Below are 24,237 nucleotides of genomic sequence, written 5' to 3'. Positions count from 1 at the left end.
CAGCATAAGATACTATCTTATGCTGGTTTTTTCATACACATTCAGTTTTTTTGATAGCCGCTATATACGCCTTTTTTATATCAATCCTTTACGCTTCATATTACGATAGACCACGACCACAATAAGAAGATTTGAGACTAATATTCCAAGTTTAAACCAATCAAATGGGCTAACGATTAGATAGTAAAGCTCAATAGGAATAAACACCCCATAACCCAGCACACCAAACCAATACGCCCATGTTTTATCCTGCCATAAGCCATAAGCCTCAAGAAAACGTAGACTGGCGTAAGCAAAGATTAATAACAAGAATAATGGCCAGTTTTTACTTGCCTGCTGGGCAATCCGTACTGCACTGTCAACTTGCGGTGCCAGTAGCTGTCCAAAAGTCTGTTGCCAAGAAGCAGTCGCTGTCGTCAGCCAATGCTCAAGGTCAGTATGCCATGACCATAAAGCCCCTGCCCCTAATAGTGCACCGATCCCTTTAACCACCTCATAGATTGCCACCGCTTTGATAGACTCACTGGCAGTACTGTGCGACTTAATGGTTTGGTTGTGCAAGTGATGATCGTTATCCTTCGAGGATGGTTGCAGACTATCATCCTGCCTAGGCAAATTAGCCAAAGAAAGTCTCCACAACGCGGCCTTGCAACTGCTGATTAAAGAATGGCGTGTTTTTACCATTGGACAGCATGGATTGTGCGGTCACTTGCCACTCTAACTTAGGATCCACCAGTACTGCGCCGCCGATTTTTTCATATTGCTCACTAATACCAGCGATTTTCGCCGGATTGAGACAGATTTTATCGACAAGTTGCTCTAAGGTTAACACCCCATCATTGACTAGCTGACAAGCCAGCGCCATAAAGGTATCAAAATTTGAGATGCCTGGTGTACTCTCAGCAAATGGGGCTTTTTTGGCGGTACTGTTCAAGGGTTCATGATGGCTACATATCGCATCAATGGTGCCATCTTTTAGACCACGGCGGATGGCTTGCTGATCGGTATTACTACGCAAGGGTGGTAATACATAGGCTTGGGCGTTAAAACCCTCTAAATTATCATCGGTCAAATACAACTGATGCATCGCCACATCACAAGTCACGGGCAGACCTTTATCTTTTGCCCAGCGCATCAATTCGATTGAAGATTTACAGGATAATTGACTAAAGTGAGCGGCGATGCCCGTTTCTTCAACCATTAGCAACTGCGTTGACAAGGCAACCGTTTCAGCGATCCAAGGAATCCCTTGCAAGCCATGATATGACGCGATATAACCTTCATGCGCCACGCCATCACCAGATAGACTTGGTTCATCAGGATAAAAGAATACTTTCATATTAAAAGTCGCGGCGTATTCCAGTGTACGCAGTAATACTAAATCATTGCGAAAAGGGCGGCGCGCATTAGAAACGGCTATACAACCGCCTTTTTTAAGCCCAGCGATATTTGATGGACGCTCGCCTTCTAAACCAGCAGTCAACGCACCTAAAATATGCAAATATATGCCGCCATCACCAAGCGCGCGCTCACGTAAGCCTTTTAATAATGAACCGTTCTCTAAGATAGGATTGGTATCAGGAGGAATGACCACATGCAAAAAACCATTGCCACGAGCAGCGCGCCCTTCTGACTCCAAAGTGCCATGTTGTTGTTGACCCGGTTCACGCAAGCGGGCGCACAGATCAACCAAAGGCGGCAGTAGCCACATTTCACGGCCAGTTTCAAGTGAAGCCAACTTATCTGCTGTAGCACTTGATAGTGAGTCTTTAAATGATTGAGGAAGATGGTTAATTATCGGTGCATCCGTATTTAACATAGTTGTCATGAGCGTTATTACCGTATCAATAAAATGGGATAAATAAATATAAAACAGCGAGGCAGAGGATTATTTACTCGCGGCTTGGTGAGCGCGCTGACCTTCCATAGCTAACGACAGTACTGCCATACGAATAGCGATGCCGTTATTCACCTGTTTTAAAATCACTGACTGGTCGCCATCAGCAACGCTTGATGCAATCTCAACACCGCGGTTCATCGGCCCTGGATGCATGACCAACGCATCCGGCTTAGCCAACGCCATACGCTCTGGTGTAATGCCGTAGTGTTTATAATATTCACTCGATGATGCCAATAGTGGCGAGCCGATACGTTCGTTTTGTATTCTTAATCCCATAATGACATCACAGTCCGTGACACAGTCATTCATATCTTCATAGACTTGTACCCCAAAACGCTCAATGCCTTTCGGTAATAAGGTACGCGGCGCACAGACGCGGATGTCTTTGACCCCTAAGGTCTGTAGCGCACTGATATCTGAGCGCGCCACTCGCGAATGCTTGATATCGCCAACGATAGCCACTGACAACTCCTCAAATGGACGCGGCGCTTCACGATGAATAGTGAGCATGTCGAGCATCCCTTGTGTTGGATGCGCATGCCAGCCATCACCGCCATTAATAATAGCAATATCTGGTGTTACTTCGGTTGCCATAAAATGGGCAGCGCCCGACGCTGAATGCCGTACCACAAAGATATCTGCCGTCATCGCTTGTAGATTCCACAGCGTATCGCGCAAGCTTTCACCTTTTTTGGTACTAGAGCGCTCGATATCGATATTGAGCACATTAGCACCGAGACGCTTTTCGGCTACTTCAAAGGTCGTACGGGTACGCGTTGACGGCTCAAAAAACAAATTCATTACCGTATAGCCTTCGAGTTCAGGACGGTTAATGAGCTGTCCATTATCATCAAAAAACGTCTCTGCTTTGGCAATAATCGCCTGCAACTGCGCTTTATTAAGACCTTCTACTCCCAAAAAATGACGAATACTGCCATCACTATTAAGCTGCGGACGACTTAACGACGCATCAAGTTTCTCATGAATGGTGTCAGGGTCGAATTTGGCATAATCCGTTGGCGAGACTGTCTGAGTTGAGCGGCTATCGATAGAATTTGGCATAATGGCAGGTCTTTATTGTTGGTTTATATGATTTAATAATCATTATTTATGCGTTTTTTGGCGATTTATAGTCGACGATAAGCACAGAGACAAGGACATTTTGGCACTTATTTGCTACAATTTACCCCAGTGGCAGTGAGAGACATAGCGCTGTAAAAAACAGCCATCGTCATCCTCTTGGGCAGTAGCCATAGACCTGTCAAAACCATCATTAAAAATCCGCTTAGCCAAACGATAAATAAATAATAATAGTGATAGTGTAGCTGATTTTGTGGTCAGGACAAAGATGCCGTGCGAGGTATTTAAAAATTTGCCAGATTTAGGTCTGTAACATGCGACCCAACCGATTTTTCCACCCCTTATTTAATCCTTAGTTTCAGTAGCCTTTATTTTAACAGTATTTATTAGGAAGCCTTATGACAACCCTTACAGACTATCTCAATGATTATTCACCCAATCCTGCACTGAGTGACGTTATTACGACTGTCACTGACGTGGGTAAAACCATCTCACAATTATTGAGAAAAGGGGCACTAGCAGACATTCTAGGCGAAGCTGGCAACCAAAACGTCCAAGGTGAAGACCAAAAGAAACTGGACGTACTGGCCAATGACTTATTGTTAGATGCATTAGCGAAAAATACCCATTGTGCAGGCGTTGCCTCAGAAGAGCTTGACGACGCTACCCCTGCCAATGTAGATGGCAGTTTGTTGGTATTGTTCGATCCGCTTGATGGTTCATCAAACATCGATATTAATATGGCCGTTGGCACTATCTTTTCTATTCTACCGTACCAGCGCCAAGGTCAAGTCAGTGAAAATAGCGACTTCTTGCAAGCGGGTAATCAACAGTTAGCCGCCGGTTATTTATTATATGGCACCTCTACCTTACTAGCGCTAACTATCGCCGATCATGTCGTGATGTTTAGCCTAGACCCTGACACTAACGATTATGTATTAATAGAAGAAAACGTGCAAATCGATGCCGATACCAGCGAATACGCCATCAATGCTTCAAACTACCGCTACTGGCGCGCACCCATGCAGCAGTATATCGATGAGTTAATTGCCGGCGAAACGGGTGTTCGTGGTCGCGATTTTAATACGCGCTGGGTGGCTGCCATGGTCGGTGATGTGCATCGTATTTTATGTCGCGGTGGTCTCTTCACTTATCCGTTCGATACCAAATATGCCAATAAAGCGGGCAAATTACGCTTGATGTATGAAGCCAATCCAATGAGCTTATTGATTGAGCGTGCGGGTGGCGCTGCTACTGATGCAGTCAATCGCATTTTAGACATAGAACCGAATGGCATTCACCAACGCGTCCCAGTGGTACTAGGCAGCAAAAATGAAGTCGATTATGTTAAAAATCTGCATGTAAATTACGCTGATAAATAAGCCCTTTAACGTTACTTTGATAACAGTCAGTATAAAACTACAGCATGTATAGGCTTTATACTGATTGTTTAATTTTTCTATATTTTTTCTAAGCGATCCACTATGGTAGCAAATCCCACCGAGCTTATTACCTCAGATAAAAATACGACCGTTAAACTTGTCAAATCCTTGTTAACACAAGCACGGCAGCGGAAGAAGCAAGGTCAAACGGTGATTGAGGGCGTGCATCTCATCGATGCTGCGCTGCGTAGCGACTACCCGTTTGTCCAAATCCTACTCGCAGAGTCTGCGCACCACCATCCTGAGGTTCAGCAAATTTTGACGCGCTTGCCTACTTATACGCCTATTTTAACGTTATCAAATTCGCTGTATGAGAGCATTCGTAGCTTAGGTACTGGTATCGATATCATGGCAATCATTAAGGTACCAACGCCTCGTTTATCGATGATTAATGATGACTGCTTGATTTTAAATGATGTGCAAGACAGCGGCAATGTGGGCACCCTATTACGCACCGCAGCAGCGGTTGGCATCAAGAACATACTCTGTACCAGCGCTACGGCACAAGCGTGGTCCCCTAAGACATTACGAGCAGGCATGGGCGCTCAGTTTGCTCTGACTATTTATGAAGGTCTAAGTGCGCAAGATATTTTAGACCATGTACAAACACCGCTATTTGCGACCAGCTCACACACAGATACTATCATTTACGATCACGATTTATCTGCGCCTGTGGCTTGGATTATGGGACATGAAGGACAAGGCGTTTGTGATGAGCTGATGCAGTGTGCTACCCCTATCGCTCTACCACAGCCTAATGGTCAAGAAAGTCTGAATGTCGCCATTGCAGGCTCATTATGCTTGTATGAAACACTACGTCAAAGAAATTATAACTAATGTTGTTTGACTGAATCAAAAACATACCTCTCAAACACGAAAAACCCGCTATAAATAATAGCGGGTTTTTATACTTAACTAATCACTAAATAACGATTAAACCTTGCTAGTAAGCTCAGGCAATGCTGTAAATAAATCCGCTTCTAAGAAGTAATCAGCAACGCTAGCGATAGGCGCTTCTGGGTCATTGTTGATAGCAACAATAACTTTAGAATCTTTCATACCTGCTAAATGCTGAATCGCGCCTGAAATGCCCGCTGCGATATATAAGTCTGGTGCAACGATTTTACCCGTTTGACCGACCTGCATATCGTTTGGTACGTAACCTGCGTCAACAGCGGCACGTGATGCGCCAACAGCAGCGCCAAGTTTATCAGCCAATGGCTCGATATATTTGGTGAAGTTTTCGCCATTTGCTAAGGCACGACCACCAGAAACCACAATGCCTGCTGAAGTCAATTCAGGACGGTCAGATTTCGCCATCTCTTCATTAACGAAGCTTGCTTTGCCAGTTTCTTGCACGTTGTCGATTGTCTCAACAGTAGCTGATCCACCTTCGCTTGCTACTGGGTCAAAAGCCGTGGTACGTACTGTCATGACAACTTTATCTTCTGTGGTCTTAACAGTTGCTGTTGCGTTACCAGCATAGATAGGACGCTCAAACGTTTGCGCATCTACGACGGCAGATATTTCTGATAGCATGCTTACGTCAAGTAAAGCGGCAACGCGTGGCATAAAGTTCTTACCAGTAGTGGTTGCTGGTGCAAGAATATGACTGTAATCACCAGCGATATCAGCAACCAATAGTGCGACGTTACCCGCCAATTGATGCTCATAGGCAGCGTTGTCTGCTAATAATACCTTAGTCACGCCTTCTGCTTTAGCTGCTTGGTCAGCGACAGCTTGAGCACCACTACCTGCAACCAACACATGGATATCATCACCCATTTGCTTAGCAGCAGCGATGGTATTCAAAGTTGCCTTTTTTAGACTGGCATTGTCATGTTCTGCATATACCAAAATTGCCATGATTTTAATCCTTTTTTATTCGTATCATCTATTCATGCGGTTGTTTGTGTACAAAGCTGTTTGAGCAACTATTATTTAATATAAAATAAATCAGTTAAATCTATAGCCTTGTACAGGATATGCCGTAGCGAAGTATCCAATCATTGAAACATTAAATGACTTTTGCTTCGTTTCTTAGCTTATCGACCAACTCATCCACTGAACCCACTTTGATGCCAGCTTTACGTTCAGCAGGTGGCACAACTTTAATGATCTCTTGCTTAGAGGCCATATCAACACCAAAATCAGCAGGCGTTTTTTCGTCAAGTGGCTTTTTCTTCGCTTTCATGATGTTAGGCAATTTAGCATAACGAGGCTCATTCAAACGTAAATCAGTGGTAATAACCGCTGGTAGCTCAAGTGCTAACGTCTGTAAACCACCGTCGATTTCACGAGTCACGTTTACTTTATCGCCTTCAACCTTCACTTCTGATGCAAACGTACCCTGACCGATACCCATCAATGCCGCTAGCATCTGACCAGTCTGGTTGTTATCATCATCAATGGCTTGCTTACCCAATAGTATAATATCAGTGCCTTCACTCTCGGCGATATTTTTGAGGATCTTAGCAATTTGTAATGGATACGGCTTGTCGTCAGTCAACACTAAAACACCACGATCAGCGCCCAATGCTAACGCTGCACGAATTTGCTCTTGTGATTCTTTTGGACCGATTGAAGCAACAATGATTTCATCAATCACACCCGCTTCTTTTAGACGAACCGCTTCTTCTACTGCAATCTCATCAAAAGGATTGATTGACATCTTAGTGTTTGATAAATCAACGCCAGAGTTGTCAGCTTTTACACGAACTTTTACGTTGTAATCAATGACACGCTTGACCGCTACTAATGCTTTCATACGTTCCTCATTTATTAATGTTATGAATTAAAAATTGTCAGTTAAGAACCAAAGGTTCATTTTTTTAAACTGTCGTTCAAAATACTACTTAGGGTTATTACTGCGTCAACAGATAGTAGTTAATTAAGCAAGAAGAAACAATACCGAAAATGGTATTAGTATCACACTACTCATTGATAAAATCTGCTAAAGCTAAGCCAACCATTATTATCAGACCCCTGTATCTTGCGTGACCACAGGCATAAGGTCAAGACAACGCCGTGAATAATGCGTCATAAATTTGTCACCATTCTATAATAAATAGTTTATAAGTACACAATTTTACAGTCTTCTTTAACCTACATTCTCAATATTTCACCTATTTTTAGCACTGTCAACACGATAGTTACTTAATGGATTGTTGTGATCTATCTCGCTGGCATCAATCGAGAACAACAATCAAAAACTCAAAATCTACGATTTGCTGTTTTTACTAGAACCAATCAGCAACTCACTGTCGCGTATATCATCGAATAATGACCAGTCAGGCGTAACCGCATTATTTTTGATGACACTCATATCCCCTGTGGTTTCCATAATGACAGCAAATACTTCCGTTTTAGACTTGATCCCATTCTTGCGCAAAACCTGTTGAACATCACTGGTACTGAGATTGGCCTCTTTTAAATTTCCGCTAAAATACTCGCCATGGGCCATTAATATAATGGCTCGATTGTCTATCAGAGATTTTAACGGTTTGAATTTACGCCTGATAAATGAGATGACCCCTTGAATCACAAACAATACTGCGACAGCAAACAGCCCTTGCATTAATGACGGTGTGTCTGATAGCACCGTTGAAGCGAGTATACTGCCAATACCGACAGTCATCGCAAAATCATGGCTTGAGAGCTTGGAGAAACTCCGCAACCCCATCAATCTTGTAAACAACATTAACCCTAAATAAAAACCGATTGCAGATAGAGAAATACCCAGCACTTGCTGCCAATCGATTGAAAACCATGCCTCCCACTTCATAAAACAACCTTATTTTGTTAGATCTTTTTTGAGTCAGTGCTGATGACTGACAGCTAATATCAGTATGCTTTTGATGATTTTACGTTTATAGCGAGAAAAATGGCATAAAAAAAGCAACCTGATAAGAGGTTGCTTTTTTTTAGAGTTGAAACAGTATTTTTATTGTTTTAACAAACAAAGGCATCAATGCATATTGATAATCTTACTGTCATCAAGCTTACTGACTAATCAGCTTACCAGATGTCAAATGAGATTAGATAGCTTCGATTTGCTCGGCTTGTGGGCCTTTTTTGCCATCACCTAAGATGAAAGACACTTTTTGGCCTTCGGCTAGAGTTTTGAAACCACCACCTTGGATAGCGCTGTAGTGAGCGAATACGTCTTGTCCGCCATTGTCTTGAGCGATAAAACCAAAACCTTTAGCTTCATTAAACCACTTTACAGTGCCTTCAACTTTATCTGACATAAATTTTCCTAACTCTTTAACTGTTGGCGAGACGTGTGTCGTCACCGATTAATTGATATATACCCAAACTATTTTCTGCTAAATGCAACAGTCAATACGATCAAAATATCGTTAGATAGCTTAAAATTACGACCTAAAATCTTTTGAGTACAGGCTGATTATAGCAGCTTTTTATAATCGCAACAGGTTAAATTGATGATTTTTGTAAATAACGATAATCCGTTTTGAAAAGTCACGATAGCCAATAAAATACCATCTAATACGTTGATAAAAAAGAGGTTTTATATCATTTGCTATCTACCATTCTAACGTAAAGGTGTCATTTAAGTTGATGACAGCATTATCTCAAATAATAAATAGGTGATAAGTCAGCATATACTTCATTGAGATATCGGTAACCACGGTGAACTTAATACTAACAAACAAAGCGCAAAAAATATCAGCGAAAATGACTGACTATAGGCGATGTATTTAGCAGGTATCACCAAGTCTTTAGGAGAGTCAGGAATACCTTTACGCTTTAGTAAACGCGTCCCGTATATCCATCCAAAGGTAGTATAGATGCCATAAGCCGCAGGTACCGTAATGGCTAGTGGCGTCAAGTCAATCACATATAACATAACAACGGAAATAAAGAACCACAAAGTATCCAAGAGTGAGCTGATTTGAAAAAACTTAGACTTCGGCAATTTGCCATCGGTTTTTTTGAGCATCTCCCCTTCTATCCATATTAAAACAGCTACCACAGCGCTAAGAGTAATATATACGAATTGCGGCGTTAGCCAGTCTGGATAAGATATTTGCACAACACACAACCTATAATCTATAAAAAAGTAAGAACGCGCAACTCAATCGTCTTGATAATTAACCAGCAATTGGTTGCACTAAGAATATTCAAAAAAATCAATGAAGGCTAGATATATGAGGCATCGATTGGTCGTTTTCAACCAACACCAAAGCGATTATGGTTAAACTTTCACTAAAGTAGTGCAAACTAAAAAAGCCCACACTATTAATTAATAGCATGGGCTCTTAGTTTTATATCAGCGATTAATCTCTTAATAGCCTAATACTGAATTAGTTTTTTTCTTTATCGATGATTTTGTTACCACCGATCCAAGGCATCATGCCACGTAGCTTAGCGCCAGTGATTTCGATTTGATGCTCTGCATTGTTACGACGACGAGCCGTCATTGATGGATAGTTGGTTGCGCCTTCAGAGATAAACATCTTCGCGTACTCACCAGACTGAATGCGTTTTAGGGCATTACGCATGGCTTCACGTGATTGCTCATTGATGACTTCAGGACCAGTTACGTATTCGCCATATTCAGCGTTGTTACTGATTGAGTAGTTCATATCAGCGATACCGCCTTCATACATGAGGTCTACAATAAGCTTTAACTCATGTAAGCACTCAAAGTAAGCCATTTCTGGGGCATAGCCAGCTTCAGTTAGGGTTTCAAAGCCCATTTTCACTAGCTCTACTGCACCGCCGCAAAGTACCGCTTGCTCACCAAATAGGTCAGTTTCAGTTTCATCTTTGAACGTGGTTTCGATAATACCTGAACGACCACCACCAACGCCAGCAGCATAAGACAAGGCTAATTGTTTGGCTTGACCTGAGGCATCTTGGTAGATAGCGATAAGATCAGGAATACCACCACCTTTTGCAAACTCTGAACGTACCGTATGACCTGGTGCTTTTGGTGCAACCATAATGACATCAAGATCACCACGTGGTACGACTTGGTTATAATGAATCGCAAAACCATGAGCAAACGCTAGGGTTGCACCTTCTTTGATGTTTGGTTCGATTACATCATTATATAACTCTTTTTGAAACTCATCAGGCGTCAAAATCATGATGACATCAGCGGCTTTTACCGCTTCTTCTACTTCAGCTACTTTCAGACCTGCGTTTTCCGCTTTTTTCCATGAGCCAGAGTTAGCACGTAGACCAACGGTCACATCAACGTCTGAATCTTGTAGGTTAAGCGCGTGTGCATGGCCTTGTGAACCATAACCAATGATGGCAACTTTTTTGCCTTGGATGATTGATAGATCACAATCTTTATCATAATAAACGTTCATAAACAGAGTCCTTTTCCTAAATCATGGCTTGCCATGGTTAAATAAACACTTAAATTATAATCACCTTATCGAAGTGATGGGTGAGATAAGCGCTATGTTAATGTTTGAATAAATAATTTGACCTACAATAGGTATAGTAAGCACCCACTATAAACTGAGCGTTTTTTCGCCGCGTGCAATACCAATCACACCCGAACGCACCACTTCCATGATACGTTCACGACCAATCACATCAATAAAGCCGTCAAGTTTGGCTTTGTCACCAACGATTTGAATGGTATATAGATTGGCGTTTACATCAACGATTTGTGCGCGGAAAATATCGGCACTGCGTTTAATCTCTTCACGTACGCCGCCCGTTGCCCGTACTTTTATGAGCATCAACTCACGTTCGACGTGTATAGTATCTGATAGATTAAGCACTTTAACCACTTCAATCAATTTATGCAATTGCTTGGTGATTTGTTCTATTTTTTCAGGTGACGTAATAGTGGTTAATGTTAAGCGAGATATGCTCGAATCGTCTGTTGGCGCAACGTTCAAAGTTTCGATGTTGTAGCCACGTTGAGAGAACAAACCGACCACTCGCGACAACGAACCCGCTTCGTTTTCCATCAATACCGAAATCAGATGTTGTTGTTGCATTAGGTACGCTCCCCTTTTGTTAACCACATATCACGCATCGCTTGCCCAGCGATTTGCATTGGATATACATGCTCGTTACGATCGACATAAACGTCAATAAATACCAATCTATCTGTTATTGCCATGGCTTCCGCCAATTGCGCTTCCATGGTCGCAGGATCAGTAATCTTGATACCGACGTGACCATAGCTTTCAGCGAGTTTGACAAAGTCTGGTAGTGAATTCATATAAGAATGGGCATGACGACCTTCATACAGCATATCTTGCCACTGCTTCACCATGCCTAATTGGGCATTATTTAGATTTAAAATTTTAACTGGCAAATTATATTGTAAGCAGGTTGAGAGCTCTTGAATATTCATCTGAATAGAGCCTTCACCCGTGATACAAACCACGTCACGCTCAGGGTTAGCAAGTTTGGCTGCCATCGCATACGGCAAGCCAACACCCATCGTCCCTAAACCACCTGAGTTTAGCCATTGGCGCGGCTCATTATAGGTATAATAAAGCGCTGCAAACATCTGATGCTGACCGACATCACTCGTGATAATAGCGTTACTATTCGTCACTTTATCTAAGGCTTGTACGACCGCTTGAGGCTTAATGCCGTTATCAGTGCTGGTGTCATAACGCAGGCCATGACGCTTACGCCACTCATTAATCTGTGACCACCAATCTAACAATGCTGGTTGGTCTAGCTCTTTATCATCACCAACAATTTCTATGATATCGGTCAGGACAGATTTGACATCGCCCACGATCGGAATATGCGCATTAATCGTTTTTGAAATAGAGGTAGGATCAATATCAATATGAATAATCGTCGCATTCGGACAGAATTTTTTGACATTATTAGTGACACGGTCATCAAAACGTGCACCAACTGCCAAGATGACGTCGGCATGATGCATGGTCATATTCGCTTCATAAGTGCCATGCATACCGAGCATACCCAAGAACTGACTATCAGAACCAGGGAACGCACCCAAGCCCATTAAGGTATTGGTTACTGGTAAATTTAAACGGTGCGCAAGATTAGTAAGCTCTTTATGCGCATTGCCTAAAACAACACCGCCACCAGAGTAAATAATCGGACGCTTTGCAGCAAGCAGTGTTTCAACCGCTTTTTTAATCTGACCACTATGGCCTTTTAATGACGGCTGATACGAACGTATAAACACTTCTTCTGGATAAGCATAAGCAAACTTTTCACTTGGCGCGGTCATATCTTTTGGTACATCAATCACTACAGGACCTGGGCGTCCAGACTGAGCAATATAAAAGGCTTTTTTGACAATCATTGGGATTTCGCTAGCGTGGCGCACTTGAAAGCTATGCTTCACGATAGGACGTGATACACCGACCATATCTGTTTCTTGGAAGGCATCTTCTCCAATTAGGCTGCTAGGTACCTGACCTGCGATAATCACCATCGGCACAGAATCCATAAACGCTGTTGCAATAGCCGTTACGGTATTAGTAGCACCCGGACCTGACGTCGCTAAGACTACACCTGTCTGCCCTGTGACTCGCGAATAAGCATCTGCCATGTGACCGGCTGCTTGCTCATGACGTACTAAAATATGCTCGATATTTTCTTGTTGAAACAAAGCATCATAGATATGAAGAACCGCACCACCTGGATAGCCAAAAATATATTTGACGCCCTCATCAGTCAGTGATTGCACCAACATCTCAGCACCAGATAGCATTATAGGTTGCTCACTAACCTCAGCGAGGCGTTGTTGCTTTTCTTCAAAATTTTTGGCGGCATTCCCCGTTTGGGTATGTCCCGTCATATTCGGACTTTGCGTGGTTTGCGTCACTGTCATCACCTTTTTTTTGTCAAGAATTGGCGTTCATTTATAAGAGAAAACCATGCTATTTACACAAGATGGTTCGTCTTATAGAAATGGCTGCAAATCCTTATCCATATCAAGAATGTGTGCCCACTATCTCTAAGTAACGCTGTTTTATAAGACAGCAGGCTACTCAAACACAGCAATATATGTAGGGTCAGTTTTATGGCAGGAGTCTATCAATGTACAGTGACAAGATGCGTGTGCATCTATAAAAGAAGCTTATTATTGATAAATAGCAGATAGCATTTACAACAGATTGATTTATACAGGGGCATTGATATTCACAATTTAAATCACTCTCACAGCCAATACTAATTTGTAAAATGGTTAGATTTTACGATAGGCTTATTAAAAAGATTGAATTGCTGAATATTTTTCCATGTTTAATACAACCGCTAGAGTCATGCTTAGCGCATTTCAAATAATAAGTTTATCTTAGTCATTGTAGACAGATAAGTCCGGAGACAATACATAAAGTCATCGATAACAATCGTTATGATTACTATCTTTGCAATATCATTGTCACAAAGAAACGAAAACTGCGTAAGCCACTGATAAGTAACCTATCGTCCTCATTTTCAAGTGCCACGGCAATATCATAAAAGCCGCTCACTGACCAATCAACTGCTATTATATTCGATGGTTTGTGAGCTATTGTCAAGAAAAACTTCTAAAGCCCATCCCTAACTATTAGTTATTAAATAATATACATTCATAAGGATTATTTGTTAGAATCGAGAGCTGGTACATTTTTAGTACCATTCCAACACTTAAATGTTATATTGACACATATATACACATCTGTTTTTTACCCCTTGAGAGGATTGCTACTATGGCATATACGTCTAAAATCAATACTGCTACCAAACTGCTTGTGAGTACTGCGTATGTGCTAATGCTGTCGATGAATGCCAGTCATGCTATTCAAGTTTACAAATCTGTTGGTGCACATGGTGAAGTCAAATACAGCCAACATGCGCCGCAAAATGGTAAAAACATTGAGCTGATTGAATTTCGTAGTGACGGCAGACAAAGCAATGCAGGACAATTGGCTGGCAAAACAGATGCCAATCAAAGTACTAGTACTCAAAGCGTAGAAGAACAAAGAGTTGCAGCGCTTGAAGCACGGATTAAAGAACAAGAAGCACAAGCCAATGCACAGCGTTGCCAGTCACTCCGCAATAATTTGACCAACTTGAATGTCGGCGGACGTATTTATGAGATGGATGCAAATGGCAAGCGTCAGTATTTAGACGGTCGTGAAATTGAGCTCAAACGTGAACGCGTACAGCAGGCAATTGATCAGTATTGTGGCAGCTCAACTACCTAGGCTTAATGCTAATTATAGACGTTAATCAATAGCTGCATCACATGACGAATGGCTGCTGGCATATCCTGAGCTTGTAGTCCTCGTTGTCCAACCAATAACGTATTATTACTTTGATTGACCAGCGTATCCCCTGCTAATCCATGTATAACAACCGCTTGATGCAAGCTTTGCATTCCTGACGATAAATCTTGTTGTGCTAGCAGACCAGCAATGACACCAGATAACACATCACCCATGCCAGCCGTCGCCATCCCAGCATTACCGACAGCACAAACATAAACGTGGTGCTCATCTAAGCCCTGCTCTAATATCAAAGAACCTGCGCCTTTTAACACCCATTCACCACCATAAGTTGTAGCGCACTGTTTTATCGCTTGTAGTCTATCGCTTTCCACCTCACTGATTCTCTTATTCAGTAATCTAGCAGTTTCACCACTGTGCGGTGTCAAACAAACTTGATGAGTAACGCTATATTCTCGCAGCTGACTGACCAATTCATGATGCTCTAGTTGCAATGATGCCAAATGATAAAGTCCATCAGCATCAATCACTATTGCTTTTTTAGCGGTCATCGCAGTTTGTAGATACTTTATAAATAACACTTTTGCTTTTTCATCACGACCAAGCCCCATACCAATCGCAATCACAGTGGCTGACTTAATTAACTCCTGCACTCCATCCACATCATGCAAATTGATCGTCATTGCATCTGGTAGCGAAGTTAATAGGGCGCTATGAAAAGCCTCATGGCAAGCAACTGTAATTTTACCCGCTCCTGCCGCCATCGAGCTCGAAGCAGACAGTATCGCAGCGCCGCCCATACCTTGTGAGCCATCGATACGATTACCGCCAATAATCAGTACATGACCATAGCTACCTTTGTAGCTATTTTGACGGCGAGGACTTAGACCATATGCAGTAGTAATTAGTGTTGCTACTGGCATGAAATTTTTGTCATTTATTGGGTAAGGTATCAGCGGTATATCAATTACCTTGCCGCTACAATCCATACCATCTTTGGTATGCAAACCGAATTTCCGTGCAATTAAACATAGCGTTATATCAGCCTGTATAGCCACATGGTCAAACACCTCGCCAGTCGAAGCCACCAAACCACTTGGAATATCAACCGCAATGACCAAGGTGTTATTTCGTTTAGATAATTCATTAAAAGTGCTAATGGCTGTTTTATAAATACCTGTAGGCGCACGATCCAGTCCAATACCAAACAACGCATCAATATAGACATCGGCTTGCAGATTACCATCTACTCCTTCTTCTAGCTCACAAGCACTATTTTCAAAGTGTTGATAAGGGCAATTAGCCAATAGCGCCTCTTTTAAGGCTTTTTGTGCGTCGGAAAATGCTGTTGTGTCATTGGTATCAAAATCATCACTCTCAAAACCCACTGTTACCACTTGTACCTGCCAACCCATTTGCTGTAAATAATAAGCAATGAGCCAACCGTCGCCACCATTATTACCCTTTCCAACCCAAATACTCACTCGATGCTGGCGCATATGACGACGAGGCACATAAGTAGTGGCTGCTAAATATATATTTAATTGCTTTTGTTCATATAATTGTTCTATGTGTTGCGCCATTTGCCAGGCTGCTTGTTTCATCAACCCAAAACTATCATGCCCCTCTACAAACCATGCTTGCTCCATCGCATAGAGTTGTTCACTGCTATATAACGGGATAGGTTTTGTACTTTTTATAGGTGATAAATTGATCTGATTTTTCATAGCTAATCCTTGAGTATTTTTTGCTGATTTTTTATTTTATTGAGATATGATTACTATCATTTAGCATCAGCTTAGCAAACGCTTACATCAACGTATGTATCAATATGAATGTGAAATTATTTGCTTTTATACTTGCGCTCTCAGCTCACTGGCTTATTATATCGGTATTCACTTTATCGCCTACTGTCACACATGAATAATCTTCCTAAAGTAAAGCCTATCTCTTCAACCCAGCAGAAATCAGCTAAGAAAATCTCTTCTGAACCTAAGCCTGCGTCCGAAAAAAAGATTAAGGTGAATAATAGCCCAACATTTACCACCACAGCGGATGTCAAACAATGGATTAAAGACCAAGCACAGGCTTTAGGGTTTGCCGACTGTGGTTTTTTATCGGTGCATCATCCTTTATTTGCTAAGCAGATTGTACAATTGCAACAATGGCTCGAAAAAGGCTATGAGGGACAACTGCAGTTTATGCATAACAACCATGAACTGCGGGCAAATCCTGACCAACTGGTAGAAGGGGCAAAAACCATCATCAGTGTCCGTATGGATTACCTGACTCAAGCACCAACCCCACGTACGATCACTGACAATGACTACCCCAATCAAGGTATCATTGCTCGTTATGCCAGAGGACGCGACTATCATAAAACGATGCGCAGTCGTTTGAAGCAATTGGCACTAAAGATAGAAGCCATGCTTCCTGAGTGGCAACACCTCAATATAGGCTCAGAGCAAGATTTTATTTTTAGGCCTTTTAGCGACTCTGCTCCTATTTTCGAGCGACCCATTGCCGATGCTGCTGGTCTTGGCTGGACAGGAAAGCATACCTTATTAATCAACAAGCAAGCGGGTTCATTTTTTGTATTGGGTGAGCTATTTATTAGCCTCGAGTTACCTGATGACAAACCCGTCAAAGAGCATTGCGGCAGTTGTAGCGCCTGTATTGATATCTGTCCCACTCAAGCGATTGTCGCGCCCTATGAGCTCAATGCTTCAGCTTGTATCTCCTACCTTACTATCGAGCACGATGGTATTATTGATACAAAGTACCGCCGCGCAATTGGTAATCGCATCTTTGGCTGTGACGACTGTCAACTTATCTGTCCTTGGAATCGCTACGCCAATCTTACACCTGTAGAGGACTTCGCACCACGGCATAACCTTGATAGCAGCAGTTTGCTTGAGCTGTGGCAATGGCAAGAAGCTGAATTTATGAAAAAAACTGAAGGCAGCCCGCTCAGACGCACAGGCTATGTGAACTTTTTGCGTAATATCGCGATTGGTCTTGGAAATGCTAATGGTAATGAAGAAACCATTACTCAGTTACAATCAAAGTTGGGCGTACATAACGAAATGCTCGATGTACATATCAATTGGGCCATAGCTGAACAGTATGAGAAGTTAAAAGACCTCTAAATCTTAAGTTTATATTTATATACGCCAAAAAAATGCCTCTTATTATAGTAAGAGGCATTGTCTATTGTATTCACACATATCTCTGATAGTTCAAAACCATATTATGGCTTAGGAATACGCAGTACTTGACCAGGATAAATCTTATCAGGGCTAGATAGCATCGGCTTATTGGCTTCAAAGATTTTCATGTAATCATCCGCTGAACCATAAACCTCTTTTGCGATCTTAGACAAGCTATCACCAGATTTCACTGTATACATCGTTGACTCAGGCGCATCTTCTTCGATATCAATATTATCGATTACCTTGGCCACGTTTTGTACATTACCAATGGCGATAATCGCTTTTTCGCGGTCTGCTTGTGTTTTAGCTTTACCGCTGATTTCTGCAGTATCTGTTGAGCCGTTATACTTGATTTTCAAATCGCTGATATTAAGATTCTGCTGCTGAATACGACGAAGTAAAATATTGGCAACTGATTGCGCAGAAGGCTCGCTGCTCTGTACTGGCGTATTAGCGTCTGCTTTTGTTTCTGACTTGGCATCGTGTTTGGCGTCATCACGATTGAAAATTTTATCACCGATATCTTTTGCAAAACTGAACATACCCATTTACATACTCCTTTAAATATTGTTATTTATTATTCATCATTATTTTTTTAATGGCATATACTTTCATATATAACCACACTTTATATATAACTACACTTTGTTACTGCTTACCATTATGATTATAGACAAAGATAGGTGAGGTAGATAGTAATAGTATGTTGAGTAATGTTGATTTGGCGTAGCTTATGTTAACGTATTGATTAGTCACATAACTACCTGTTGCTATGGTAAATTAAGAACATAAAAAAGCCGCCTATCTCTACAGATAGGCGGCTAAAATAACTCGCTAAGCCACTAGCTAATTATAGCTGCGCTTGTACATAATCAATCGCTTTTTGAACAGTCGTTAATTCTGCTGAATCTTCATCAGGAATGGTAATGCCAAAGTCACTTTCAAATGACATGACCAATTCGACTAGGTCTAACGAATCTGCACCTAAGTCTTCCATAAATGATGCATCATTGTTGATATCTTCAACATTCATACCCAATTGCTCAGCTACTGCAGCTTTAACTCTTAGCTCGGTATCATTACTCATGTAGATTTCTCCTTTTTGATCTATTATTTTGGCAAGTCACCATAGGCCTATCATTAGGCTCTACAGCATTGTATATAAAATCATATCTTCAGATTAGCACAGCTATCTGAGTACTTTGTAACTTGTTTTATAGCTGGTTATACGTTTTGACAGATGTCTAGTAAAGCCCTGCTATAATACAGGGCTTTGACATAAAAGTATCCGTCATTATAACACCCTTTATTATAGTTTACACTCGTGCACAGAGTTTTTTATTATAACTGTGTAACACTTATTTATCACCTACATATACATACCACCATTGACAGGGATAACAGCGCCTGTGATATAACTTGCCTCATCGCTGGCTAAGAAATGTACGGCGGCGGCAATGTCTTCTGGCTGTCCAAGGCGGCTGATAGGTACAGCGTCTAGCATAGAGTTCAATAGGCGCTCATCAAGCTCGTCCGTCATATCCGTTTCGATCAAACCAGGAGCTACGCAATTGATCGTCACTTGTCGTGAGCCAATTTCACGCGCGAGCGTACGACTGAACCCTTCGACGCCCGCTTTGGTCGCCGCATAGTTAGACTGACCTGCATTACCCATTTGCGCAACGACAGAGGTTATATTGATGATACGACCACGACGTGCTTTCATCATACCGCGCACAGCACGTTTACTCATGCGGTATACCGACGTCAAATTGGTATCAATAACATTTTCCCAGTCGTCATCTTTCATACGCATCAGCAGACCATCTTGGGTGATACCTGCATTATTGACCAAGACTTGTACTGCGCCGTAGACGCTCTCAATCTCTTCAAACAGCTTATCAATTTGTGCGGTATCACGCACGTCTAAAACACGTCCAATACCGCCACTATCGTGGAGATAACCATCAATCAGCTCGGCACCTTTTTCCGTAGTGGCTGTACCAATAACAAAATGTCCTTCTTTGGCGAAACGTTTGGCAACGGCTTTACCAATACCACGGCTAGCACCTGTCACTAGAGTAATCGTACGACTCATGATAACACCTCCATTAATTTATCAAGACGAGCGGGCTTGTCAGTAGGATAGCTCGTAATTGGCTGTGCTTGGCGCTTCGCCAAGTTGCTCAACACATTACCACTGCCACATTCGATTAAAATATTAATTTGCTTGTCAGCCAGCTCTTGCATAGTTTTTGACCATAATACTGGTTGGCTTAATTGCTCTGTTAGTGCCTGCTTGATACCTACCGCACTGCTCTCAACACGCGCATGTCGATTTTGGATAACAGGAATCGTCGCTTGATCAAATTTTATTTCTGCCAGAATCTCAGCCAATGCACTACTGGCTGGCTCCATAAGCGCGCAATGTGATGGTACGCTGACCTTTAGCGGGATAGATTTTTTGCCAGTGTTTTGCACTTTATCAATAACTGCATTCACACCAGCAGCATTACCCGATATCACCACTTGTCCTGGACTATTAAAGTTGGCTGCACCTACAATGGCACCTTCGACATGTTCAGTCGCTTGCTCACACAAATTTTCTACTCGATTATCCTCAAGCCCTAACACTGCTGCCATGGCAGTATCGACACCTACAACGGCTTCTTGCATCAACTGACCGCGCTTATGTACCAATTTAACCGCATCAGCAAGCGATATGACTTCAGCCGCACAAAGCGCACTGTACTCACCTAGAGAATGACCCGCTAAATAACAAGGCGCTGTGGTTATTTTTTGTTTTAAGATACGCCAAATGGCGATGCTGGCCGTCAGTAATGCAGGCTGAGTATATTGTGTTTGATTGAGTTTTTCTTCATTTTGACAGATTGCCCATAAGTCTTCACCAAGCGCGGTGCTAGCTTCAGTAAAGGTATCGAGAATCTCTGGATAGATTTCAGCAAGCTCACTAGTCATCCCGACTACTTGCGATCCTTGACCAGGAAAAATTACCGCAATACGTGTCGGCGGCTTTTTTACCATATCGGGTACAGAGGCCATAACCAATATTCCTTATTTAATTGGAAATATCCCTAAAAACAATTGGGGTTTATTATATTATTAGAGGCGATATAAAGCCGTTGCTTTAGTATTTGTCTAAAAAAACGGATTATCGATAAACTATACACTGACGCACACTATTATCATAGCGGATGCTACTGAAACACGTATAGTAAAAGATACCACTCAAATTAAAATGGTAGAGTATATCGGTTCATTTTCATGTTTTCTAAAGGCACATGGTAACATGGTAAAAGGTTGTTCAAATACCTACTATAAAAGCCAATAGCAAAAAGCCAAGTTATCTAGCCACATAATATATGATAGCGAAATAACTTGGCTTTCTTCAGCTCAAAGCATATTACCTAATAACAGCGTTGCAAAAATAATGACAGTCACCAGTACTATCATTATTTTTACAATCAGCTATTGAATAGCCAACAGTTTAAGCGTCTTGACTAACTTTAAACAACTGGCGACCACGGTAGAAACCATCTTTAGTCATGTGATGACGACGATGTTTTTCACCAGTGGTAGCATCTACGCTTATCTCAGCGATTTCCATACGATGATGTGAACGGCGCATGTCACGACGAGAACGACTTTTACGACTTTTTTGAACGGCCATGATATAGCTCCTATACTTAAAAGGGGATAAGCTTGAAATTCAGCTTTAATCGACACTGACAGAGGCTATATAATCACAACAACCTAAGTCTTACGCATCATTAGTTAAATAGATTGCCACGTATTAAAGTGTTGATTACGTCTAAAATCTATAGTTAGTCTGCAAGATCAGCATCTATCTGCCAGTAGCAGATTGCTAGAATGCAATAAACGGGACATTATACGCATGTTTAGCGGATTAATAAAGCCCTGCTTCTCACTCTTTGGTAGAAAGCTGATGAAAGGTATCATAAATTTATTAAGTAGTACATTGATATATGACTTGTCTCTTAATAAGATTACAACTTGCCTTTTAGCGAGGCTAAAGCAGCAAAAGGATTTTCGCTTTCTTCCTCTTCTGGAATCTCACCAAATTGCTCTACCGTCATTTCACAGTCGTCATGTTTTGGCGACATTGGCGTCTTCAGTAATATCTCATCTTCTACCAATTTTTTGAATGGCAATAAAAGCTCTGGTGCAGGCTCAGTAATAATTTCATCAAGTAATAAATAGTCTTGTTCATCATTGATTGAACGTGCTTGGCTCTCATCTTCTAGTAGCGCAATATTATAATCATCAGACAAATCGATAGCCACTGGCTGTAGGCAACGCTGACAGGTTAACCAAACTTCACCCGTCAATGTGAATGCCAAATATAAGACATTATTGCGGCGATACAGATTGGCATTAAGCGAGATGTTTGCTTGTTCATGTTCGGTGGCTAAGGTAGTAGCAAGACGTTTGAAAGCGCTTGGCTCTACCTCTCCTGTCCATTCATAACCAGTATCTGCCCATTTATCCAAAGAAATAGATTCAGGCATACTAGTAGATAAAGGCGCTTTTTTATTATCAGCATAACCTGCTGACGGTTTACTTTCTGGAGTGCTTGACATGCGCGACCTCATTCATCAAAACGGTGTATAATATTGCCTGCCATACTAACGGAAAGCATTGAGCGACGCTAGCGCTAGTATGTTAAATTTATTTGATATAAGCTCTATTTTCATCTCTTTATTTCTCCTATTTATATTCAAAGATAGTTCTTCTTTTTATCTTTTATTTGACCAGTGTTTTACCTATGAATGTGTTTAATAATAAACCTGACTTCTCGAACCTACTTTCTCCACTTGAAGCAAAAATACTATTGCAGCGTCTCACTACGTTAACCAGTAATGTGAATGCCTCTTCCACTGACTCGTGGAACCTTAACAACAATCAGTGCTTAGAGAACGTAAAAAGTGAATGGCAAAGGTTAGAAAGGTTAGCTGCTATCAAAGGCTTAGATGGCATTCCATCATTGGTTAATAAATACGAGCAAGCGGCTACTGATTGGCTCATCCAATTATTCAATAATTTATTCACTCATCAAAACGTTACATTGGTTCGTGGACAAGGAGAACCAGAGTACTTTCCGGCACAAAATAACGAACCCGCAAAAATTGAATTCGCTCATGGATTTTTTGCTAGCGCATTGCATGAGCTGAGCCATTGGTGTGTGGCTGGAGAGGCTCGTAGACGTTTGCCTGACTTTGGCTACTGGTACGCACCAGATGGGCGTACCGCCGCTCAGCAGCAAGCATTTGAGCGCGTAGAGATTAAGCCACAAGCGTTAGAGTGTTTATTTACTCTCGCTTGTGAACGATCATTTGAGGTGTCACAAGATAATTTGTTTGCTGACTTTGATACGAGCAATAGTACATTCGCAAATGACGTCTACCGACAAGTGCAACAATACATCGCTAAGCCCAATATATTACCATCTGATGCTAAGACTTTATTACACGCCTTACTCAGTGTCTCTATAGCTGATCCAGAGTAACAGCAGCATATCAGCATAAAGGTGTGGCATTTTTGCGTTAACGATTGTCTACGCATAGTAACGGCTTGCAATCAAACTTATATTGGCTTTGCGCTATACTAAGAAGGCAGTGATGCTTTTTTAATAAACTTAGTGAAAGAAGCATACGTGCCACAAATGTTCTACTTAGTCAAAAACTTCACATTTAAAAACCTATAACTATAAAATAAGGAACTGCTATGCAAGTATTTTATATTCATCCAGAAAATCCACAGCCACGTCTGATTGAGCAAGTGGCGGATCTGTTACGTAAAGACCAGCTCATTATCTACCCTACCGATACCAGCTATGCTTTTGGTTGTCGCTTAGGGGCCAAGGATGCACTCGATAAGCTCAAACAAATTCGTGAACTTGATGATAAACACCAGTTTACCTTGCTTTGCCGTGACTTAAGCGAAATTGCCAACTATGCTGCAGTGGACAATATACAATTTAAACAGCTCAAAGCACTTACTCCTGCGCCCATCACGTTTATCCTCAACGCCACAAAAGACGTACCAAAAAAATTGGCACATGCGAAGAAAAAAACCATCGGTATTCGAGTACCTAGCAACCCCATTGCGCAGGCGCTTTTAGAGGCCATGGATGAACCTATCTTAACCAGTTCATTAATATTGCCTAACCGTGATGACATACTAGATGATCCCTTTGAGATTGAGGATTTATTAGGCAATCAAATCGATGGTTTGATAAATGCAGGTATAAAAACCACTAAACTAACTACGATTGTTGATATGACTGGTAGCCAGCCTGAAATTATCAGACAAGGTGCCGCGGATGTAGATTCACTACTACGGTAATAAACTAAAGCATC

General features: G+C 41.6%; 24 protein-coding genes. 6 read left to right on the top strand and 18 right to left on the bottom strand.

Going from position 1 to position 24,237, the window contains the following annotated elements:
* Nucleotides 1-75 precede the first annotated feature (75 nt).
* The 3 genes from I3257_RS06650 to I3257_RS06640 form a co-directional block, all read right to left on the bottom strand.
* The gene (locus tag I3257_RS06650; protein WP_238034854.1) at nucleotides 76-624 is read right to left on the bottom strand and encodes a DUF2127 domain-containing protein; all 549 of its coding nucleotides are present in this window, start codon (nucleotides 622-624) and stop codon (nucleotides 76-78) included.
* Complete coding sequence (locus tag I3257_RS06645) at nucleotides 617-1,798, bottom strand: dihydroorotase (RefSeq protein WP_238049184.1); 1,182 nt, start codon at nucleotides 1,796-1,798, stop codon at nucleotides 617-619. Before I3257_RS06645 ends, I3257_RS06650 begins: the two co-directional genes overlap by 8 nt.
* A gap of 90 nt (nucleotides 1,799-1,888) precedes the next feature.
* Entirely contained in the window at nucleotides 1,889-2,962 is a 1,074-nt protein-coding gene (locus tag I3257_RS06640) for an aspartate carbamoyltransferase catalytic subunit (protein ID WP_238049172.1), read from the bottom strand.
* 416 nt (nucleotides 2,963-3,378) lie between these two features.
* Here I3257_RS06640 and I3257_RS06635 point away from each other — a divergent pair, with 416 nt between their 5' ends.
* Together I3257_RS06635 and I3257_RS06630 are read left to right on the top strand one after the other, a co-directional pair.
* Entirely contained in the window at nucleotides 3,379-4,362 is a 984-nt protein-coding gene (locus I3257_RS06635; protein ID WP_238049171.1) for a class 1 fructose-bisphosphatase, read from the top strand.
* Between the two features lie 102 nt (nucleotides 4,363-4,464).
* The gene (locus I3257_RS06630) at nucleotides 4,465-5,259 is read left to right on the top strand and encodes an RNA methyltransferase (RefSeq protein ID WP_238049170.1); all 795 of its coding nucleotides are present in this window, start codon (nucleotides 4,465-4,467) and stop codon (nucleotides 5,257-5,259) included.
* Nucleotides 5,260-5,355: 96 nt separating this feature from the next.
* Here the strand turns inward: I3257_RS06630 and I3257_RS06625 are convergent, their stop codons facing one another.
* The 8 genes from I3257_RS06625 to I3257_RS06590 all read right to left on the bottom strand — a co-directional run bounded on the left by I3257_RS06625 (nucleotide 5,356) and on the right by I3257_RS06590 (nucleotide 13,243).
* Entirely contained in the window at nucleotides 5,356-6,288 is a 933-nt protein-coding gene (locus I3257_RS06625; RefSeq protein ID WP_045446673.1) for an FAD-binding protein, read from the bottom strand.
* A gap of 151 nt (nucleotides 6,289-6,439) precedes the next feature.
* Complete coding sequence (locus tag I3257_RS06620; RefSeq protein ID WP_045446670.1) at nucleotides 6,440-7,189, bottom strand: electron transfer flavoprotein subunit beta/FixA family protein; 750 nt, start codon at nucleotides 7,187-7,189, stop codon at nucleotides 6,440-6,442.
* Between the two features lie 453 nt (nucleotides 7,190-7,642).
* Nucleotides 7,643-8,206, bottom strand: a complete 564-nt coding sequence (locus tag I3257_RS06615) for a YetF domain-containing protein (protein WP_045446667.1) — start codon at nucleotides 8,204-8,206, stop codon at nucleotides 7,643-7,645.
* A 253-nt stretch (nucleotides 8,207-8,459) separates the two neighbouring features.
* Nucleotides 8,460-8,672 carry a cold-shock protein gene (locus I3257_RS06610; protein WP_010196799.1) on the bottom strand — a complete coding sequence of 71 codons (213 nt, stop codon included), beginning with the start codon at nucleotides 8,670-8,672 and terminating at the stop codon, nucleotides 8,460-8,462.
* Nucleotides 8,673-9,052: 380 nt separating this feature from the next.
* A complete protein-coding gene (locus I3257_RS06605) occupies nucleotides 9,053-9,478 on the bottom strand; it encodes a hypothetical protein (protein ID WP_238049169.1) in 426 nt (141 codons plus the stop codon).
* A 271-nt stretch (nucleotides 9,479-9,749) separates the two neighbouring features.
* Nucleotides 9,750-10,766: a ketol-acid reductoisomerase gene (ilvC, locus tag I3257_RS06600; RefSeq protein WP_045446660.1), complete on the bottom strand. Its 1,017-nt coding sequence runs from the start codon at nucleotides 10,764-10,766 to the stop codon at nucleotides 9,750-9,752.
* 147 nt (nucleotides 10,767-10,913) lie between these two features.
* Nucleotides 10,914-11,411, bottom strand: a complete 498-nt coding sequence (gene ilvN, locus I3257_RS06595) for an acetolactate synthase small subunit (protein WP_087814659.1) — start codon at nucleotides 11,409-11,411, stop codon at nucleotides 10,914-10,916.
* Nucleotides 11,411-13,243, bottom strand: coding sequence for an acetolactate synthase 3 large subunit (locus tag I3257_RS06590; RefSeq protein ID WP_238049168.1), 1,833 nt, complete (start codon nucleotides 13,241-13,243; stop codon nucleotides 11,411-11,413). Before I3257_RS06590 ends, ilvN begins: the two co-directional genes overlap by 1 nt.
* Before the next feature lie 862 nt (nucleotides 13,244-14,105).
* Between I3257_RS06590 and I3257_RS06585 the strand changes: the two genes are divergently transcribed.
* Entirely contained in the window at nucleotides 14,106-14,603 is a 498-nt protein-coding gene (locus I3257_RS06585; RefSeq protein ID WP_238049167.1) for a DUF4124 domain-containing protein, read from the top strand.
* 8 nt (nucleotides 14,604-14,611) lie between these two features.
* Here the strand turns inward: I3257_RS06585 and I3257_RS06580 are convergent, their stop codons facing one another.
* Nucleotides 14,612-16,351, bottom strand: a complete 1,740-nt coding sequence (locus tag I3257_RS06580; protein ID WP_238049166.1) for an NAD(P)H-hydrate dehydratase — start codon at nucleotides 16,349-16,351, stop codon at nucleotides 14,612-14,614.
* A gap of 192 nt (nucleotides 16,352-16,543) precedes the next feature.
* Between I3257_RS06580 and queG the strand changes: the two genes are divergently transcribed.
* On the top strand, nucleotides 16,544-17,773 hold the full coding sequence (queG, locus tag I3257_RS06575) for a tRNA epoxyqueuosine(34) reductase QueG (RefSeq protein ID WP_238049165.1): 1,230 nt from the start codon (nucleotides 16,544-16,546) through the stop codon (nucleotides 17,771-17,773).
* 101 nt (nucleotides 17,774-17,874) lie between these two features.
* Here queG and lysM read toward each other — a convergent pair whose 3' ends face one another.
* From lysM to I3257_RS06545, 6 genes are all read right to left on the bottom strand, one after another.
* On the bottom strand, nucleotides 17,875-18,384 hold the full coding sequence (gene lysM, locus I3257_RS06570; RefSeq protein ID WP_055125278.1) for a peptidoglycan-binding protein LysM: 510 nt from the start codon (nucleotides 18,382-18,384) through the stop codon (nucleotides 17,875-17,877).
* 302 nt (nucleotides 18,385-18,686) lie between these two features.
* A complete protein-coding gene (gene acpP / locus I3257_RS06565) occupies nucleotides 18,687-18,923 on the bottom strand; it encodes an acyl carrier protein (protein ID WP_025652201.1) in 237 nt (78 codons plus the stop codon).
* A gap of 282 nt (nucleotides 18,924-19,205) precedes the next feature.
* Nucleotides 19,206-19,934 carry a 3-oxoacyl-ACP reductase FabG gene (fabG, locus tag I3257_RS06560; RefSeq protein ID WP_045454442.1) on the bottom strand — a complete coding sequence of 243 codons (729 nt, stop codon included), beginning with the start codon at nucleotides 19,932-19,934 and terminating at the stop codon, nucleotides 19,206-19,208.
* Entirely contained in the window at nucleotides 19,931-20,899 is a 969-nt protein-coding gene (gene fabD / locus I3257_RS06555; protein ID WP_238049164.1) for an ACP S-malonyltransferase, read from the bottom strand. Before fabD ends, fabG begins: the two co-directional genes overlap by 4 nt.
* A gap of 445 nt (nucleotides 20,900-21,344) precedes the next feature.
* Nucleotides 21,345-21,527: a 50S ribosomal protein L32 gene (gene rpmF / locus I3257_RS06550; RefSeq protein ID WP_011512869.1), complete on the bottom strand. Its 183-nt coding sequence runs from the start codon at nucleotides 21,525-21,527 to the stop codon at nucleotides 21,345-21,347.
* Between the two features lie 337 nt (nucleotides 21,528-21,864).
* A complete protein-coding gene (locus I3257_RS06545) occupies nucleotides 21,865-22,458 on the bottom strand; it encodes a YceD family protein (protein ID WP_238049163.1) in 594 nt (197 codons plus the stop codon).
* A gap of 185 nt (nucleotides 22,459-22,643) precedes the next feature.
* On the opposite strand from I3257_RS06545, the gene I3257_RS06540 reads away from it, so the two are divergent.
* Nucleotides 22,644-23,384 carry an elongation factor P hydroxylase gene (locus tag I3257_RS06540; RefSeq protein WP_238049162.1) on the top strand — a complete coding sequence of 247 codons (741 nt, stop codon included), beginning with the start codon at nucleotides 22,644-22,646 and terminating at the stop codon, nucleotides 23,382-23,384.
* 218 nt (nucleotides 23,385-23,602) lie between these two features.
* Nucleotides 23,603-24,223: an L-threonylcarbamoyladenylate synthase gene (locus tag I3257_RS06535; protein ID WP_055125275.1), complete on the top strand. Its 621-nt coding sequence runs from the start codon at nucleotides 23,603-23,605 to the stop codon at nucleotides 24,221-24,223.
* Nucleotides 24,224-24,237: the final 14 nt, after the last annotated feature.

Source organism: Psychrobacter sp. Ps7 (genome assembly GCF_022129225.1).
Lineage (GTDB): Bacteria > Pseudomonadota > Gammaproteobacteria > Pseudomonadales > Moraxellaceae > Psychrobacter > Psychrobacter immobilis_A.
The sequence above is the reverse complement of the archived record's forward strand: the minus strand, read 5'-3'. Positions and strand labels throughout refer to the sequence as shown.

Excerpts from the sequence above, each read along its gene's own strand:
- I3257_RS06545 (WP_238049163.1), bottom strand. The coding sequence starts at position 22,458 with ATGTCAAGCACTCCAGAAAGTAAACCGTCAGCAGGTTATGCTGATAAT.
- I3257_RS06635 (WP_238049171.1), top strand. The coding sequence starts at position 3,379 with ATGACAACCCTTACAGACTATCTCAATGATTATTCACCCAATCCTGCA.
- I3257_RS06625 (WP_045446673.1), bottom strand. The coding sequence starts at position 6,288 with ATGGCAATTTTGGTATATGCAGAACATGACAATGCCAGTCTAAAAAAG.
- lysM (WP_055125278.1), bottom strand. The coding sequence starts at position 18,384 with ATGGGTATGTTCAGTTTTGCAAAAGATATCGGTGATAAAATTTTCAAT.
- fabD (WP_238049164.1), bottom strand. The coding sequence starts at position 20,899 with ATGGCCTCTGTACCCGATATGGTAAAAAAGCCGCCGACACGTATTGCG.
- I3257_RS06580 (WP_238049166.1), bottom strand. The coding sequence starts at position 16,351 with ATGAAAAATCAGATCAATTTATCACCTATAAAAAGTACAAAACCTATC.
- I3257_RS06615 (WP_045446667.1), bottom strand. The coding sequence starts at position 8,206 with ATGAAGTGGGAGGCATGGTTTTCAATCGATTGGCAGCAAGTGCTGGGT.
- fabG (WP_045454442.1), bottom strand. The coding sequence starts at position 19,934 with ATGAGTCGTACGATTACTCTAGTGACAGGTGCTAGCCGTGGTATTGGT.
- I3257_RS06610 (WP_010196799.1), bottom strand. The coding sequence starts at position 8,672 with ATGTCAGATAAAGTTGAAGGCACTGTAAAGTGGTTTAATGAAGCTAAA.
- ilvC (WP_045446660.1), bottom strand. The coding sequence starts at position 10,766 with ATGAACGTTTATTATGATAAAGATTGTGATCTATCAATCATCCAAGGC.
- I3257_RS06585 (WP_238049167.1), top strand. The coding sequence starts at position 14,106 with ATGGCATATACGTCTAAAATCAATACTGCTACCAAACTGCTTGTGAGT.
- I3257_RS06620 (WP_045446670.1), bottom strand. The coding sequence starts at position 7,189 with ATGAAAGCATTAGTAGCGGTCAAGCGTGTCATTGATTACAACGTAAAA.
- rpmF (WP_011512869.1), bottom strand. The coding sequence starts at position 21,527 with ATGGCCGTTCAAAAAAGTCGTAAAAGTCGTTCTCGTCGTGACATGCGC.
- I3257_RS06590 (WP_238049168.1), bottom strand. The coding sequence starts at position 13,243 with ATGACAGTGACGCAAACCACGCAAAGTCCGAATATGACGGGACATACC.
- I3257_RS06630 (WP_238049170.1), top strand. The coding sequence starts at position 4,465 with ATGGTAGCAAATCCCACCGAGCTTATTACCTCAGATAAAAATACGACC.
- I3257_RS06640 (WP_238049172.1), bottom strand. The coding sequence starts at position 2,962 with ATGCCAAATTCTATCGATAGCCGCTCAACTCAGACAGTCTCGCCAACG.
- acpP (WP_025652201.1), bottom strand. The coding sequence starts at position 18,923 with ATGAGTAATGATACCGAGCTAAGAGTTAAAGCTGCAGTAGCTGAGCAA.
- I3257_RS06540 (WP_238049162.1), top strand. The coding sequence starts at position 22,644 with ATGAATGTGTTTAATAATAAACCTGACTTCTCGAACCTACTTTCTCCA.
- I3257_RS06535 (WP_055125275.1), top strand. The coding sequence starts at position 23,603 with ATGCAAGTATTTTATATTCATCCAGAAAATCCACAGCCACGTCTGATT.
- queG (WP_238049165.1), top strand. The coding sequence starts at position 16,544 with ATGAATAATCTTCCTAAAGTAAAGCCTATCTCTTCAACCCAGCAGAAA.
- ilvN (WP_087814659.1), bottom strand. The coding sequence starts at position 11,411 with ATGCAACAACAACATCTGATTTCGGTATTGATGGAAAACGAAGCGGGT.